The sequence below is a fragment of the Nocardia sp. NPDC057272 genome, from assembly GCF_042668615.1.
In the GTDB taxonomy this organism is placed as follows: Bacteria; Actinomycetota; Actinomycetes; order Mycobacteriales; family Mycobacteriaceae; genus Nocardia.
The window spans coordinates 88,642-104,124 of sequence record NZ_JBHUYK010000020.1 but is presented as its reverse complement, the minus strand read 5'-3'; the positions used below and the strand labels follow the sequence as shown (position 1 = coordinate 104,124).

The 15,483-nt window shown below is 69.0% G+C and carries 14 protein-coding genes; 7 read left to right on the top strand and 7 right to left on the bottom strand.

Annotated features, from left to right (window positions below; genetic code table 11):
• Window positions 1–75: 75 nt before the first annotated feature.
• Genes lspA through ACFULV_RS24540 form a run of 3 tightly spaced genes read left to right on the top strand, consistent with a single transcriptional unit; the run spans window position 76 to window position 2,436 of the window.
• Entirely contained in the window at window positions 76–693 is a 618-nt protein-coding gene (lspA, locus tag ACFULV_RS24550) for a signal peptidase II (protein WP_378660512.1), read from the top strand.
• Window positions 690–1,616: an RluA family pseudouridine synthase gene (locus ACFULV_RS24545; protein WP_062988582.1), complete on the top strand. Its 927-nt coding sequence runs from the start codon at window positions 690–692 to the stop codon at window positions 1,614–1,616. The genes lspA and ACFULV_RS24545 overlap by 4 nt, the downstream gene beginning before the upstream one ends.
• On the top strand, window positions 1,609–2,436 hold the full coding sequence (locus ACFULV_RS24540; RefSeq protein WP_378660510.1) for a hypothetical protein: 828 nt from the start codon (window positions 1,609–1,611) through the stop codon (window positions 2,434–2,436). Before ACFULV_RS24545 ends, ACFULV_RS24540 begins: the two co-directional genes overlap by 8 nt.
• 34 nt (window positions 2,437–2,470) lie before the next feature.
• Here the strand turns inward: ACFULV_RS24540 and ACFULV_RS24535 are convergent, their stop codons facing one another.
• Both ACFULV_RS24535 and ACFULV_RS24530 read right to left on the bottom strand, forming a co-directional pair.
• Entirely contained in the window at window positions 2,471–2,644 is a 174-nt protein-coding gene (locus ACFULV_RS24535; RefSeq protein ID WP_378636730.1) for a hypothetical protein, read from the bottom strand.
• Between the two features lie 124 nt (window positions 2,645–2,768).
• On the bottom strand, window positions 2,769–5,192 hold the full coding sequence (locus ACFULV_RS24530) for a cation-translocating P-type ATPase (protein WP_378660507.1): 2,424 nt from the start codon (window positions 5,190–5,192) through the stop codon (window positions 2,769–2,771).
• A gap of 34 nt (window positions 5,193–5,226) precedes the next feature.
• Here ACFULV_RS24530 and rarD point away from each other — a divergent pair, with 34 nt between their 5' ends.
• On the top strand, window positions 5,227–6,144 hold the full coding sequence (gene rarD, locus ACFULV_RS24525; protein WP_378660504.1) for an EamA family transporter RarD: 918 nt from the start codon (window positions 5,227–5,229) through the stop codon (window positions 6,142–6,144).
• A 122-nt stretch (window positions 6,145–6,266) separates the two neighbouring features.
• Entirely contained in the window at window positions 6,267–7,196 is a 930-nt protein-coding gene (locus tag ACFULV_RS24520) for an ADP-ribosylglycohydrolase family protein (RefSeq protein WP_378636724.1), read from the top strand.
• 90 nt (window positions 7,197–7,286) lie between these two features.
• Here the strand turns inward: ACFULV_RS24520 and ACFULV_RS24515 are convergent, their stop codons facing one another.
• The 3 genes from ACFULV_RS24515 to ACFULV_RS24505 all read right to left on the bottom strand — a co-directional run bounded on the left by ACFULV_RS24515 (window position 7,287) and on the right by ACFULV_RS24505 (window position 12,484).
• Window positions 7,287–10,523: an arabinosyltransferase domain-containing protein gene (locus ACFULV_RS24515; protein WP_378660501.1), complete on the bottom strand. Its 3,237-nt coding sequence runs from the start codon at window positions 10,521–10,523 to the stop codon at window positions 7,287–7,289.
• Window positions 10,524–10,628: 105 nt separating this feature from the next.
• Entirely contained in the window at window positions 10,629–11,126 is a 498-nt protein-coding gene (locus ACFULV_RS24510) for a hypothetical protein (protein WP_378636720.1), read from the bottom strand.
• Window positions 11,127–11,185: 59 nt separating this feature from the next.
• Window positions 11,186–12,484 (bottom strand): DNA polymerase IV, encoded by a 1,299-nt coding sequence (locus ACFULV_RS24505; RefSeq protein WP_378636840.1) that lies wholly within the window; start codon window positions 12,482–12,484, stop codon window positions 11,186–11,188.
• Window positions 12,485–12,661: 177 nt separating this feature from the next.
• On the opposite strand from ACFULV_RS24505, the gene ACFULV_RS24500 reads away from it, so the two are divergent.
• Window positions 12,662–13,543 carry a UTP--glucose-1-phosphate uridylyltransferase gene (locus tag ACFULV_RS24500; protein WP_056816413.1) on the top strand — a complete coding sequence of 294 codons (882 nt, stop codon included), beginning with the start codon at window positions 12,662–12,664 and terminating at the stop codon, window positions 13,541–13,543.
• Here ACFULV_RS24500 and ACFULV_RS24495 read toward each other — a convergent pair.
• A complete protein-coding gene (locus tag ACFULV_RS24495; RefSeq protein ID WP_378636717.1) occupies window positions 13,540–14,055 on the bottom strand; it encodes an NlpC/P60 family protein in 516 nt (171 codons plus the stop codon). The genes ACFULV_RS24500 and ACFULV_RS24495 overlap by 4 nt on opposite strands.
• Window positions 14,056–14,372: 317 nt before the next feature.
• The gene (locus tag ACFULV_RS24490; RefSeq protein ID WP_378660499.1) at window positions 14,373–14,906 is read right to left on the bottom strand and encodes a TetR/AcrR family transcriptional regulator; all 534 of its coding nucleotides are present in this window, start codon (window positions 14,904–14,906) and stop codon (window positions 14,373–14,375) included.
• 110 nt (window positions 14,907–15,016) lie between these two features.
• On the opposite strand from ACFULV_RS24490, the gene ACFULV_RS24485 reads away from it, so the two are divergent.
• Window positions 15,017–15,430 carry an organic hydroperoxide resistance protein gene (locus ACFULV_RS24485; protein ID WP_378636713.1) on the top strand — a complete coding sequence of 138 codons (414 nt, stop codon included), beginning with the start codon at window positions 15,017–15,019 and terminating at the stop codon, window positions 15,428–15,430.
• The last annotated feature ends 53 nt before the right edge of the window (window positions 15,431–15,483 follow it).

The following is a 15,483-nucleotide window of genomic DNA, read 5'->3' as shown; positions in this document are numbered from 1 at the left end:
CCGCTTCCTGAGTAACACCTGGGACTCCTCGGCACCGCGGCGCGGGCCGGATCGCCACTAGGGAATGATGGACGCGTGAGTGAAGACCGGCCAACCGACAACGCTGCTGTCCCCGAGACCGGCGACGACTCAGCCACACCGTCGGCGGCTGCCGTGCCCGAGACGGCCGAGACGGCGAAACCCGCTGGTCGCGGTCGTTTGACGACGTTGCTGATCATCGCCGTCGTGCTGTTCGGGCTCGACCTGCTGACCAAGTGCCTCGCGGTCGCCTTCATCGACCCGGGCGAATCGGTGCCGATCGTCGGCGATTTCGCGCGGTTCACCCTGGTCCGCAACCCGGGCGCGGCGTTCTCGATGGCGACCGGCATGACCTGGCTGCTCACCCTGATCGCCGCCGCGGTGGTGATCGGTGTGATCCGGATCGGACGCACCCTGCGATCACTGTGGTGGGCCATCGGCCTCGGCATGGTCCTGGGTGGCGCGCTGGGCAACCTGGTCGACCGGCTCTTCCGATACCCAGGCCCGCTGCAGGGCCATGTGGTCGACTTCGTCGCCGTCGGCTGGTGGCCGGTCTTCAACGTCGCCGACTCGGCCATCGTGTGCGGGGCGATCCTGCTGGTCGCGCTCACCGTGTTCGGTTTCGAACCGGACGGCACCCGCAGCGGTCGCAAACACACCGAGGAGACCGCATGAGAGAAACCAGGACAATGCCCGTTCCCGACGGACTGGACGGGATGCGGGTGGACGCGGGACTCGCCCGCCTGCTCGGCCTCTCGCGGACCGCGGTCGTGGCGCTCACCGAGGACGGCTCGGTGCAGATCGACGGAGTCGCCGCGGGCAAGTCCGACCGGCTGACCGCGGGCGCGTGGCTGGAAGTGATCTTCCCCGAACCCAAGCGCGAGCTCACGGTCGAGGCCGCCCCGGTCGACGGGATGAACATTCTCTACGCCGACGACGACATCGTCGCCGTGGACAAGCCGATCGGGGTCGCCGCGCACTCCGGCGTCGGCTGGACCGGTCCGACCGTGGTCGGCGGCCTGGCGGCGATGGGCTACCGCATCTCCACCTCGGGCGCGCACGAACGCCAGGGCATCGTGCACCGGCTCGACGTGGGCACCTCCGGGGTGATGGTGGTGGCACAATCCGAACACGCTTATACGATGCTCAAGCGCGCCTTCAAGGAACGCACGGTCGACAAGCAATACCATGCACTCGTGCAGGGACACCCGGATCCGAGCAGCGGCACCATCGACGCGCCGATCGGGCGCGCGCGGGGCAATGCCTGGAAGTTCGCGGTGACCGGCGACGGCAGGCCCAGCGTCACCCACTACGACACCATCGAGGCGTTCCAGGCGGCCAGTCTGCTCGACGTGCACCTCGAGACCGGTCGCACGCACCAGATCCGGGTGCACTTCTCCGCGGTCCGCCACCCCTGCGCCGGCGACCTCACCTACGGCGCCGACCCGACGCTGGCCAAACGCCTCGGCCTGGAACGGCAGTGGTTGCACGCGCGCCAGCTCGGCTTCCACCATCCCGCCGACGGTCGCTGGCTGGAGATCACCAGCGAGTACCCCGCCGATCTGGCGGGCGCCTTGGACGTACTACGCAATGCCTGACGACCCGCGGTCGTCCGAACCGGCGCCGGAGACGGCGCCGGACGACCGCGGGGATTCATCGGCCGGGCAGGCGCCGCGCGACGGTGGCCCGGGTTCGACCGCCGAGGATCTCGGGAACATGCCCGCCGAATCGACTGCCGCCGACGATGATTCGGCCACCCGGCGGATATCGCTGCGCAACTCGGTGATCTTCGGGATCGCCGCTGTCGGCGCGGTGATCCTGTTGGTGATCGCCTTCCGTGAGCCGCCGCCCGCGTCGGCGGTGGCCACCGATCGACTGGGGCCCGCGCCCGGCGAGCAGGTCGAGCACTACCTGGTCGACGCGAAGGCTTCCCTCGACGGTGCCGATACCGACCAGCACTGGGCGCTCGTGTCGTTCACCGAATACATCGCACCCCAACAGCTTCCGGCCGCGGCCGACGGCTTGCGGATCTCCGGGGTGATCCAGCACGTACCGGTCGACCGGGTGCAGACGCCGGTGATCACCGTCGCGACGCCGGGTGGTGACGAACCCGCGGTGAAGTCCGGCGAGGCGGCGGCGGGGCTGGTCGCGGCCCAGCAGTTCCGCGACGAGCGCAGCGCCGCTGTCGCTCACGTCACCGAGAGCCGCCTGCGTGCGGGCTGCGCGTGCACGGCGGGCCTCGTGGTGCGCGGCACCCTGCCCCAATTACGTGACCTCGCAACACAACCCGGCGTCAGAGCGGTGCAGGCGCTGCCGGCCGACGCCGTCGCGGGACGGTTCGCGGTGAGTCCCCTACTGCCCGGCAGCAGCGACACCGTCACATCGAGTCCCGACGACGGCCCGGTTCCCACCGAGTAGGTCCGCGCCGCTCGATCGCGTCGAGCCGCTGCGGCTACGGCCGATCACTGCCGCGACGTGTCTCGGCCAGCACCCACAGCTCGCGGGCCCGGTCGACATCTCCGGCCTGGTCATACGCGGCTGCCATCAATTCCAGCGCATCGACGTCGAGCCGATCCAACTGCCCGATGAGGTCGGCGAACAGATCGTCCAATTCGTCGGGGGTCACCGGGTGGTCCCGAGACGGTGCGACAGCGGCAGCAATACCTCCATAACCGGCAAAGGTACTCCAACACCGAATGTTCGTCCGGCACAAGGGTTCTCGAAACCACCCGACCCGGGTCAGCGGTCGGTCACGCCCCCTGCGCGCCCACCGGGGGAAAGAGCTTGCCCGCGCCGCCCGAGCGCCGCGCCTGCACCCACCATGCCAGCTCGACCAGCACGATGCCGATCACACCGCAGACCACCGCCGCCAGCGTCAGGCGCGGATTGGACGGGTCGAGTTTGAAGAACTCGCGGGTGAACGGGATCGTGAACAGTGCGACATAGGCCAGCACGGACACCGCGATCAGCACCACCTTCCACCACACGTAGGGCCGCGCGACCAGCACGAGCACCCACACCGCGATCATGATCAGCGTGATCAGCGCGGTGGTGCCCGCCTGCACCTTCTGCGTTTCCGTGGCTTCCGGCCCGGCGTAGGCGATGAGGTAGGCCACGAATGTCGCCACGCCGATCACCACGCCCGAGGGCACGGCCAGGCGCATCACCCGGCCGACGAAGCCGGTGCGTGCGCGCTCGTTGTTGGGCGCGAGCGAGAGCACGAACGCGGGGATGCCGATGGTGAACCAGGCCGCGATGGTGACATGACGCGGCAGGAACGGATACCCGATGGGGTCGTAGCCGAAGATCTGCGATCCGACACCGGCCAGGCCGACGAGGAAGGCCAGCAGCACCGAGTACACGGTCTTGGTGAGGAACAGGTTCGAGACGCGTTCGATATTGCCGATCACCCGGCGCCCCTCCCCCACCACATACGGCAGGGTCGCGAACTTGTTGTCCAGCAACACGATCTGCGCCACCGCGCGGGTGGCCGGGCTACCGGCGCCCATCGCGACACCGATATCGGCGTCCTTGAGCGCCAGCACGTCGTTGACACCGTCCCCGGTCATGGCGACGGTGTGCCCGCGCGATTGCAGAGCACCGACCATGGCGCGCTTCTGGTCGGGACGCACCCGGCCGAAGGTGGTTTCGTGATCGAGCACGTCGGCGAGCGCGGCCGGATCGTCGGGCAGGGTGCGCGCGTCGACGGCGTGGTCACCGCCGGGCAGGTCGAGCGAGGAGGCGACCGCGCCGACCGATACGGCGTTGTCGCCGGAGATCACCTTGATCGACACCTGCTGGCTCGCGAAATACTCCAGGGTCGCCTTGGCGTCGGGACGCACCTTCTGCTCGAGCACCACCAGCGCGGCCGGCTCGACCCGGCCGGGCGCGTCGTCGGCGTCGACCGAACGGTCGCTGCGCGCCAGCAGCAGCACGCGCAGGCCCGACGAGCCGAGCTGCTCGGCGTGGGCGGCGTCCTCGGAGGCGGGGTCGAGCAGCACGTCGGCGGCGCCGAGCAGCCAATCACCGTGGGCGCCATAGGAAATGCCGCTCCACTTCTTGGCCGAGGAGAAGGGTGCGACGGCGGTCTGCGACCAGCCGGGCGAGTCGGGCAGCGCTTCGGCGATGGCCTGGACGCTGGCATTGGGCCGCGGGTCGTCGCTCGCGAGCGCGGCCAGCGCGGCCTTCACCTGCGCCTCGTCGAACGCACCGAGCGGTTCGACCTGCGCCAGGCGCATGCCGTTCTCGGTAAGGGTGCCGGTCTTGTCGGCGCACACCACGTCGACCCTGGCCAGGCCCTCGATCGCGGGCAATTCCTGCACCAGGCACTGGCGTTTACCCAGGCGGACCACACCGACCGCGAAGGCGATCGACGTCATCAGGACCAGGCCCTCGGGGACCATCGGCACCAACGCCGCGACCATGCCGGTAACGGCCGGGCGCCACGATTCCCCACTCGAGACCAGCTGGTTGTAGATGCTGAGCAGGCCGGCGGGAATGAGCAGGTAGGTGATGAATTTCAGGATCTTGTCGATGCCCGAGCGCAATTCGGAGTGCACCAGCGTGAACTTGCTGGCCTCCTCGGCCAGTTTCGCCGCGTAGGCGTCTTTGCCGACCTTGGTCGCGCGGTAGGCGCCCGAACCCGACACCACGAAACTGCCCGACATCACCGGCGCGCCGACGCCCTTGTCGATCGGGTCGGCCTCGCCGGTCAGCAACGATTCGTCGACCTCGAGCGCGGCGGCCTCCTCGACCTCACCGTCGACCACGATCTGGTCGCCGGGGCCGAGCTCGATCAGATCGTCGAGCACCACCTCGCCGGGGGCGATCTGCTGGGCGACGCCGTCGCGGCGCACCGTCGGCTTGGCCTGGCTGACGATCGCCAGCTCGTCCAGGGTCCGCTTCGCCCTGACCTCCTGGATGATGCCGACCGCGCTGTTGGCCACGATGAGCAGCCCGAACATGCCGTCGATGATCGAGCCCGTCGACAGCACCAGCAGGAACAGCACACCGAGAATGGCATTGATGCGGGTGAACACATTCGCGCGGACGATCTCGCCGACCGACCGGCTCGCCCTGGCGGGGACATCGTTGGTGCGCCCGTCGCGGCGGCGCTCGTCGACCTGTGCGGCGGTGAGCCCGGCAGCCGCCGGTTCCTGCACGGAAATGGACATGCTCGCCAGATTAGCCGGTCGTAACATGGGATGAATGCAGCGCAGCTCATCCCCGCCCGGTGTCGTTTTCGGGGCGGGGGCCTACCTCATCTGGGGTTCGTTCGCCGCCTTCTTCGGGCTGTTGTCGTTCGCCTCCCCCGCCGAGGTGGTGGCGCAGCGGATCGTGTGGACGCTGGTCGTGGTCCTGCTGGTGCTCACGCTGACGGGACGGCTGGGGAACCTGCGCGGCATCGATGCCAGAACCTGGCGCCTGGCAGCCGCGGCCTCGGCGGCCTTGTCGCTGAACTGGGGCGTGTACGTCTTCGGCGTCACCACCGGGCACATCGTCGAATGCGCGCTCGGCTACTTCATCAATCCGCTGGTCACCGTCGCGATCGGCGTGTTGCTGTTCCGGGAGCGGCTCACCAGGGCGCAGTGGGTGGCGTTGGGGCTGGGCGCGCTGGCGGTGGTGGTGCTGACCGTCGACTACGGCAGGCCGCCGGTGATCGCACTGATCCTGGCCTGCTCGTTCGCCGCCTACGGGCTGGTGAAGAAGGTGATCCGGCTCGACGCGCTCCCCGGCATCGCGGCCGAGGGGATTGTCGCCGTGCCGTTCGCCCTGGCCTTTCTGATCGTCTTGATCGCCACCGGCCGCAGTGAGATGACCTCCAGCCCCGCTCATTTCGGTCTCATGCTGGCGACCGGGCCGGTCACGCTGCTGCCCCTGCTGCTGTTCGCCGTGGCGGCCAAACGGGTCCCGCTCTCGACCATGGGCATCCTGCAATACCTCACCCCCGCCCTGCAGATGGCCTGGGGCGTGGCGGTCATGCACGAACCCATGCCCGTGTCGCGCTGGGCCGGATTCGCCCTGATCTGGACGGCGCTGGCGGTGTTCACCACCGACGCCCTGCTGCGTGCGCGCCGCACCAGGCAGCTCTCGGTGGCCGAGACGGCGGACGCGGCCACGCACTAGCCCGTTCGGTGTCACACCCGAAGCTCGATTCGGTGTCACACCGGCATGAATCGCCGGTGGACCACAAGCCGACCGGTAGGCTTGCCCATCGGACAATCGGATAGTGGGCACACCCGAGAGGGGTGGATTCTGTGCACGATGCGGGGTACTCGGATCGGGTCGCCGGCGTGCTGGTCGGTACCGCCGCCGGCGACGCGCTGGGGGCAGGCTACGAGTTCACACATCCCGGACCGGACACGGTGATCGACATGATCGGCGGCGGGGTATTCGACTGGGCGCCGGGCGAGTGGACCGACGATACGTCGATGTCGGTCGCCGTGGCGGTAGCCGCGTCCAGTGGGCCGGGCATCGATCTCGACGCGGTCGCGGCCGGGTTCGTCTCCTGGTACGACTCGAAGCCGCCGGACATCGGGAACCAGACGCGAAACGTGTTGTCCGCCAGACCTTCCTCCGCACTGGACATGCAGGCGGTGGCGATGTCGCTCACCGGCCGAACCGGCGGCAACGGCTCGCTGATGCGGACCGCCCCGGTCGCGCTGGCCTATCTCGACGACGCCGCCGAATGCGTCGCGGCGGCGGGCCGGGTCGGGTTGCTCACGCACTACGACGACAACGCTGTCGAGGCGTGCAAGATGTGGACCTACGCGATCCGCCATGCGGTACTGAACGCCGATTTCGACGGCGTTCGCGAATACGTCAGCGGCTCACCGCAGTCCGCCTATTGGACCGACCGTCTCGACGAAGCGGAGAAGGGCACGCCCGCCGACTTCCCGAACAACGGCTGGGTCGTGCACGCCCTCCAGACCGCGTGGTGGGCGATCACGACCACCGATCAGTCGACGCCGGAGCACCTTCCGCTCGCCCTGGAGGCGTGTGTCCGTGCCGGAAACGACACCGACACCACCGCGGCCATCGCGGGGGGCCTCCTCGGCGCCCGCTGGGGCGCCTCGGCGGTCCCCGCCCGCTGGCGCGCCATCCTCCACGGCTACCCCGGCCTCACCGGCGCCGACCTCCCCGATCTGGCCCTGCGCATCGCCACCAACTCCCGCTGAAGGTGGGCAGCCGATCACCACACCGTGGTGGCGGACCGCGCTCGGCGATGCTCCCCTGACAGCGTGGTGATCAGCTGTCCACCGGTATGACTACCAGGCGGTGATGATCGGGCCGGGGGTCCAGGTGCCCCAGCGGTTTTCGGAGTCGACGGTGACCTTCGCGGGGCCGGCGGTGGCGTCGAGGGGAAGGTACTGCTCGAGGGAGCCCCAGTCCCTGTCCCAGTCGTTGTTCAGGTACGTCGGCAGGGTGCGGGCGGTGAAGAGGAGCTGGGTCCAGCCGAGCGGGCCACCACCGTCGTGGCCCTGCCAGAGGTTGGTGATGGTGGCGCCGTTGCGGTCGGGCAGGATGCGGTATTCGGGGAGCTCGGCGATGCCGTTGTAGGTGGGCATCTGGTTCTGGCACGGGAAGTGCAGTCCCACAGCCCAATCCAGCAGCACCGGCGCCTCACGGCCGACCAGCGAGCTGAGCGTGGTGGTCTGCGGCATGCGCGGCGGGGTGAGCGCGAGCCACTGGTCGGGGCCGAGGTCCTTGTCGGCGGCGACCAAGCGGACCACGCTGGTCTCGGACGGCAGCTGGTCCATCGGGACACGCAGATTGCGCCACATCGGCGCCGGGCCGATATCGGTCGGCGCGATCTGGCCGGTCACGGTGACAGTGCCGTCGGCTGCGGCGGTGCCGTATTCGAGGGCCAGTTCCTGGCCGGGGTGGACGATGCCGTCGGCGTCGACCGAGCGGATCCGGCCTGCCACCGACATCGCCAGCAGCGGGCCGCGCGGGCCGTCGGGCAGCCGGAACCAGCCGGTGGTCAGCGCCGCGGGCTCCTGGGTGCCGGGGCGGTAGCTGCCGAGAACCGGGGTCGCGGGGTCGAGACCGAAGGGCAGTTGCAGCGAGCCCTGTCGTGATTCCGAGCCCGCCGAGGTGGAGGCGTCGCGCAGCTTGTCGGGGTCGTCGGATACCGAATTCGCTTGGCCGGTGGTCGATTCCACCTCGTCGGAGGTGAGCACCGGCGCGACACCGCCGGCCCGGAAGCCGGTCGAGTCGGTGCCGTTCATCGTGCTGGTCAGGTCGCCGGACAGCGGCGCGAGCATCGAGGCGTTCGGGTCTGTTTCGACGAGCACCTCGTCGGCCATCCCACACCCACCGGCGAAGGCGGCGGAGAGGTTGGAACCGGCGAGGGAGTACGCGGGGTACTGGGCGACAGTGGCCTTGGCGAAGGACGCCACCTCGAACAGCACCATCAGCGCGGCGGCGACAGCGAGAACGGGTGCCCCCGCGAACCAGCCGACCTCGGCCTTCGGGTTCAGGTTCGGATGGACGTGGTACCACGCCGCCGCGGCGAGCGCGAGCAGGGTCAGACCGACGAACAAGGTCGAGACGCCGTATCCGGCGACGGTCGGCGGCTTGTCCCACCAGGGGATCCCCCACGAGGAGACATACCAGTAGCCGTTGGCGCCGACCCAGGTCATGGCGAGGGCGAAGAAGACACCCGCGGCGAACAGCGCGCGATTGCGCATCGGCCGCAGGACGTGCGCGCTCACCGCGACCGCCGTCACCGCGGCGACACAGGTGGCCAGGCCCGCGAACACGCCGAACTGGTGGGTCCACTTGGTGGGCGAGAACATCATCAGCACCATAGCGGCGAGGGTGATGCCGAGCATGCGCCGAGTCGGGCCGACGGCGATGCCGGGGATATGGCCGCCGCGCCGCAGCATGACGGCAGTGCACACGATCAGGCCGATCAGCATCGCGAAGACACCGAATCGCCTGGTCAGCCAGCCATCAGCATTGAGCTGCAGAAGATATTGATAACGCAGGAACTCGAAGAACCAGGACTCCCCCGGCCCGATCACGCTGTGCACGGCGAACATCTCCCGCACCCCGGCGAACGTCCGGTCGGCGAAGACGACGGTGAGCACCACCGTGCCCGCGGCCAGGATCGGCAGCAGTTGCGCGAGGTAGCCCACCGACTTCGACCGCGTCACGATCATCGCGGTGACGACGCGCGCACCGGCCACCAGCGCGCCGAGGCAGATCAGGCCCGAGGGTGCGCCGGTGAGGGTGAAGGCGGCCACGATCACCGCGACGGCGAACGGCACGAGCCGCCGGGTCGCGATCGCTCGTTCGACCGATACCCAGGTGACCAGAACGCCCAGCGCGACAACGAATTCCGCACGCAGCCCGTTGTTGTAGGGCAGCCAGAAGGCCAGGAAGACGAAGGCCGCGGTCCAGGTGGCGATGCGTTCACGGCGCACCGCGACGCCGAGGCGGGGCAGCACTTCGCGGCTGATCAACCACCAGGTGAGCACGCCCGCACCGAGGGCTGGCAGCCGGACCAGCGGGCTGACCGCGGAGATGTGGGTGAGCCAGCCGATGATGTCGACGTACGGGGTGTAGAACGGGCCCTCGTCGACGCTGAACCAGCGGTAGTAGTTGGACATGTTGCCCGAACTGCGCGCACCCCTCGCCATTCCGAGGATGTAGCCGTCGTCGGAGGTGTTGGCGCCGATGAAATGCCAGACGAGCAGCACCGCGAACACCAGCCAGTCGACCGGGCGCAGCCGCCACCAGCGTTGCGGCAGGAACCGGCGCGCGGAGCGGCCGTCGAGGGCGTCGAGACGGTGCAGGGCGAACAACGACACCGCGGTGGCCAGCAGGCACAGCACGATGGCGGCCAGTTTGAGCCAGGTCGGCGACGACGTGTAGCGGGCGTCGACATCGACGCGCACCGCGAGGTCGGCGGGGGCGGCGCCGGTGAGTTCACTGAAAACGCCCACGACCTGGGGACGCAGATCGGCGGCCACGGCGGCGCCCGCACCGAGACCTGTTGTGGTGACCGTGGATTCCTGCGGAGTGATCGCGATCGTCAGCGCGCAGGACCGGTCGAGCACGTCGGCGAGCGGTGCCGTCCACACCAGGGTCGAGCGCGAGACCACGTCCACCCGGCCGGGGCGTTCGGCGGTGTCGGCGACCACCTTCACGACGAAGCCGTACTTCTCCATATCGGCCGATTGCCGCGGCACAGTCGAGACCGCGACACCGCCGGTCGCGGCCAGCGAACTCAGCGCGGCACACGGCACCGTCGCCGAGAGGGCGGCGGGCGCGTAGGCGACGAGCGGCGATTCGACCGCGGCGGGCGACCCCTGCTGGGGCCAGGACACCGTCGCGGCGTCGACCCGCACGGGCAGGAACGGGATCACCGCGGCGCTGAGAATGCCGATCAGTCCCGCGACGATCGCGACGATGCGCGCCCACCCCGGGCGATCACGTCGCGCCGGCTCCGACACATCCTTGGGCGGATGCCCCTGCCGCACGATCGTCTCTACCACGGGGCCCGATAGTAGCCGCGCCACCGGCAGCAGGCGAAACACCGTCGCGACTCACACGCGAAAGCCCCGCCCGGAGACATCCGAACGGGGCTCGAGCGTGGCAGATCAGGGGCAGGCGACCGAGGTCTGGCCCAGGTTGGTCATCATGCCGCAGGCCCACGACTTCTGGACCTTCCACTTGCCGTCTTCGGCCACGAACGGCACGTCGACGACGTTGGTCTGGCCGTTGACGGTGAAGTTGGCCTTGGCGTTGACGCTGTCACCGAAGGAGGTCACCTCGGTGACCTGCACCTGGACATTGGCGTCCGAGGCGGCCTGGGCCAAGCGGTTCGGCAGCTCGGGGTCGGCCTCGCCGCCCTGCACGAAGTCCAGCTTCTGGTCGTTGGGGACCGAGGGATCCAGCGCGGTGGTGAGCTGCTGGTTGAGTTGTTCCACGGTCGGCACGGGGGGCAGGTCCGCGGCCGCCGAAGCCGAAGCCTTCGCGCTCGTGGTGGCTTTGGCGGCGGGCTTGTCACCCTTGTCGTCGCTGCACGCGCTCAGGCCGAGGGCGGCGACCACGGCCAGTCCGGCGATCGCTACACGTCCGGTCGTACGAAGCTTCAACTGCTCGTCCTTTGCGTTCGAGGTGGGAGTCGTTCCATCGCGGTAGCCGAGGCTACTCTTCACGCGAGACTGGCGAGCGGATCGGCCCGTGTCAGCCCCGTGTCGTCGGCTGGAAAGGTACGCGCCGCACCGGGACCTGTCGAGCTGGTCTCGAAACGCACGGTCACCACGCCGTAGCCCGCGCCCTGCACCCAGCCGTGCCCGAATTCCGGATGATGCACATCCATGCCTGGAAACCACAATCCCGCAGGCAGATTCGGCTCGTCCGGCGACGGCGGCGGCGGATCCTCGACGGTGCCGAGATCGGCGGGTACCGCCTGATCCAGTTCGGGGAACAGCGATTCCTGGCGCACCAGCGACAATCCCCCGTACCCGACGCCGACGAGCCGGATCGGGCCCAGCTCCGCGGGATCGATCGCCGAACGCTGCGCGGCCGCGGCCAGGGTGGTCAGGTCGGCTGTGGCGTACGGCAGAGTGAAGGACCTGGTCACGATGCCCATATCGGACTTCTTGAGCTTGAGGACCACGGTGCGGGCGGCACGGCCGTCGCGTTCGAGTCTGCGATGCGCCGACGCGGCCATCGCGGTGACGGCGGCCCGCAGGTCGGCCATCGTGACGATGTCGCGCTCGTAGGTGTTCTCGGCGCTGATCTGCTTGGCCTCGGCGCGTTCGGTGACCGGCCGGTCGTCGATCCCGCGCGCGAGCCGGTGCAGGGCGGCGCCCATGCTGCCCCCGAGGGTCGAGACCGCCTCCGATTCCGGCAGCGCGGCGAACGCGCCGACCGTCTCGATGCCGAGGCTGCGCAGCCTCGACTCGGCTACCGGGCCGATCCCCCACAGCTTGCGCACCGGCAGCGAGGCGAGCAGCTCGCCCTGTTCCGAGGGCGAGATGACCCGCATCCCGTCGGGTTTGGCGAGACCGGAGCCGATCTTGGCGAGTTGTTTCCCGGTCGCCGCGCCGATCGAGGCGGTGAGCCCGGTCTGCGCTCGGACGAGCGCACGCAGCATCGCGCAGTAGTCCTCGACCTGCGCGACACTCGCTCCCGCCAACTCGGCCGGTTCGGCGAAGGCCTCGTCGAACGACAGCGTCTCCAGCACCGGGACACAGCTGCGCAACGCGTCGAACACCTGCCCGCTCAGCACCGAGTACAGCGCGCCACGCGGCGGGACGACCACCGCCGACACGCCGATGAGCCGCCGGGCCTGGTGCATCGGCATGGCCGAACGCGCGCCGTAGACCCGAGCCTCGTAGCTGGCCCCCGCGACGACGCCACGCTGGCTCGCCCCACCCACGAGGACCGGACGGCCGCGCAGCGTGGGTCTGGTCAATTGTTCGACCGAGGCGAAGAAAGCGTCCATATCGATGTGCAGCACCCAGCGACGGGCGGTGACCGCCGCATCTGGCCTGGCCGGAGCCCCGGCGGCAGGAGTGTGAGTGCTCACGAGCGCAATCTACGCCGGGTCACCGACAATTCCTCGAGCCCGTTGCCAGCCGTCGCACACCGATCACACAGCCGAATATGTGATGATCGGGAGATGAAGATCCGCAAGGCTGTCATTCCGGCGGCGGGAATCGGCTCCCGGCTGCTTCCGCTGACCAAGGCGACGCCGAAGGAGATGCTGCCGGTCGGGGACAAACCGGTCATCGAGCACACCGTGCGTGAGTTGGTGGCCTCCGGGATCACCGACATCACCATCGTCGTGAGCAGCGGCAAGTCGTTGATCCAGGATCACTTCCGGCCGAATCCGGCACTGGTCGCGCAGCTGCGCGCCGACGGCAAGTCCGCCTACGCCGACGCCGTGGAGGAGGTCGGCGAGCTCTCCCGCGAGGGCCACATCACCTACCTCGACCAGCACGGCCCGTACGGCAACGGCACGCCGGTGCTCAACGCCGCACGTCATCTGGGCGACGAACCGATGCTGGTGCTGTGGCCCGACGACGTGTTCGTCGCCGAGGTACCGCGCGCTCAGCAGCTGATCACCGCCTACGAATCCACCGGATGCCCGGTGTTGGCGCTGCTGCCGATGTCGCCGGGCGAATCGCAGCGCTACGGCGTGCCCGTGGTGCGTGAGGACCTCGACGACGGGCTGCTGCGCATCTCCGGCCTGATGGAGAAGCCCAAGCCCGAAGACGCGCCGTCGGCCTTCGCGGCGATCGGTGGCTACGTGGTGACGCCGGGCATCATCGACGAGCTGCGCATCCAGACCGAGAACTGGTACACCCACCAGACCGGCGAGGTGTACCTGACCGACGCGATCAACAACTACGCCGCCGAGCACGCGGTGTACGGCCAGGTCATCCAGGGCCGCTGGTACGACACCGGCAACCCCGCCGACTACCTGGTGGCCCAGTTCGCCTCCGCACTGGCCCATCCCGAATACGGCCCGCTGTTGCGTCAGCTGGTGGACGAGAACTAGAACCGGCGAATCGCGAAGATATCGAATTCGCGCAACGGGTGCAGGCCGACCGGGACGCCCCAGTCGTGGGCGTCGAGCAGCTGGCCCATGCCCGCGTAGATGCCGACGTGGGAGCCGTCGCCGTTGAGGATGACGACATCGCCGGGTGCCAGGCCGCCGAAGGTCACCGGGAGGCCGACCTTCGCCTGCTCCCACGTGGTACGTGGCAAGGTGACGCCGACCTGCCGGAACGCCCATTGCACCAGCGCCGAGCAGTCCCAGGAGTGCGGCCCCATGGCGCCCCACTCGTAGGGTTTGCCGAGCTGGGTCATGGCGGCGGTGAGCGCGCCGATGCCGGTGGCGCTGGGCAGCGGAATCATGCCGGAGCCACTGGAACTACCCGATGAGGAACCTGACGTCCCCGAGCCCGACGAGCTGCCCGGCTGCGACCACGCGGGCCCAGCGAGGACGATGGTGGTGGTGACGGTGGCGACGAAGCCGAAGGCCAACCGTCCCAGGAGTTCTCGCTTCATGTGCGCGCCCTTCCTCACGGCCGGGAGCTGAGCTTCCGGCTGGTCGGCTATCGGGCGGCATCGCCTGATCCGGGTGAGCCACCCACTGATCCGGTGTCGCGCCGGGATGTCGCCATCATCGGCGCGGCACCGTTTCCACAGGACAAACGTCACGAGCAGTCACTGTCGCCTCAGCGGTTCCATGCGCATCAGCAGTAACGCCACAATTCTGCACGACTGTGCGGCCTCTCCCCGACTTCCGCCGGTCGTGACGGCGTGGCCAGGAGGTAGCCGGGCCGTATGGGCGCACCCGGCGAGTTCCCCGTCTTCTCGCGTGATCAGCCGATGAGTTTCAGCGCCGCCTCGATGCCGGCGCGCACGGTGTCGTTGTCGCCTACGCCGCCGCTGATGGTGACGCCGTCGCGGGTGAGCAGCAGGGCGCGGGCCGCGTCGTCGGGGGCGGAGTGACCGCCGGCGCGGAGGTGTTCGGCCATGAGTTCACGGAACCAGGTGCGGTAGTCGTCGACGACGCGGCGGACCGGGTGTTGCGGGTCGGTGAATTCGACGGCGGCGTTGAGGAAAGGGCAGCCACGGAAGCCGGGGCCGCAACTGATGTCACGGAGCGCGTCGAAGATGGTGGTGACCGCGGCGATGCCTTCACCCTCGACCGATTCCAGCGCCTCGCGCTGGCGCGCGTATTCGCGCTGCAAATAGGCGACTACCAGGTCGTCTTTGCTCTTGAAGTGCCGGTAGAACGTGGCCTTGGCGATGCCGGCCTCGGCGATGATCCGGTCGATGCCCACCGTGTGGACACCCTCGGTATAGAACAACCGGGTTGCCGTATCGAGCAGACGTTCACGAGCCGCACTCATCGCCTGACCTGTGTCCTTTCCGGGATTCAGCGCTTTCCCTTGACGATACCAGACAGGTCTGTCTACTCTGAGTACACAAGCGAACAGACAAGTCTGTCTAGGAGGACACCATGGCACCCATCTACACCGCAGTAGCCACCTCGGTCGGCCGCGACGGCCGTTCCTACACCGACGACGGCGTGCTCGATCTGACGCTCGCCCGCCCCAAGGCGATGGGCGGCGACGGCGCGGGCACCAACCCGGAGCAACTCTTCGCGGCGGGCTATTCGGCCTGTTTCGCCAGTGCCCTGCAGTTGGTCTCCAAGCGGATGAAGCTGGACGCCGACGACGCGTCGGTGACCGCCGAAGTCGGCCTGAACCCCCTCGACGGCGGCCGGTTCGGACTCTCGGTCGTGCTGCGCGTGGAACTGCCCGAGCACCTGCACAACGAGCAGGGGCAGCAGCTCATCGAGGCGACCCACCAGGTGTGCCCGTACTCCAACGCCACTCGGGGCAACATCCCGGTGGAACTGGTTGTCGAGTAACCGCATTCACGCGAAAAAGGGCGGGACCGGCAGGTCCCGCCCTTTCGCTGTCT

Coding starts and splice junctions, on each gene's coding strand:
- ACFULV_RS24545 (WP_062988582.1), top strand. CDS start 690: ATGAGAGAAACCAGGACAATGCCCGTTCCCGACGGACTGGACGGGATG.
- ACFULV_RS24540 (WP_378660510.1), top strand. CDS start 1,609: ATGCCTGACGACCCGCGGTCGTCCGAACCGGCGCCGGAGACGGCGCCG.
- ACFULV_RS24530 (WP_378660507.1), bottom strand. CDS start 5,192: ATGTCCATTTCCGTGCAGGAACCGGCGGCTGCCGGGCTCACCGCCGCA.
- rarD (WP_378660504.1), top strand. CDS start 5,227: ATGCAGCGCAGCTCATCCCCGCCCGGTGTCGTTTTCGGGGCGGGGGCC.
- ACFULV_RS24505 (WP_378636840.1), bottom strand. CDS start 12,484: ATGGACGCTTTCTTCGCCTCGGTCGAACAATTGACCAGACCCACGCTG.
- ACFULV_RS24500 (WP_056816413.1), top strand. CDS start 12,662: ATGAAGATCCGCAAGGCTGTCATTCCGGCGGCGGGAATCGGCTCCCGG.
- ACFULV_RS24495 (WP_378636717.1), bottom strand. CDS start 14,055: ATGAAGCGAGAACTCCTGGGACGGTTGGCCTTCGGCTTCGTCGCCACC.
- ACFULV_RS24490 (WP_378660499.1), bottom strand. CDS start 14,906: ATGAGTGCGGCTCGTGAACGTCTGCTCGATACGGCAACCCGGTTGTTC.
- ACFULV_RS24485 (WP_378636713.1), top strand. CDS start 15,017: ATGGCACCCATCTACACCGCAGTAGCCACCTCGGTCGGCCGCGACGGC.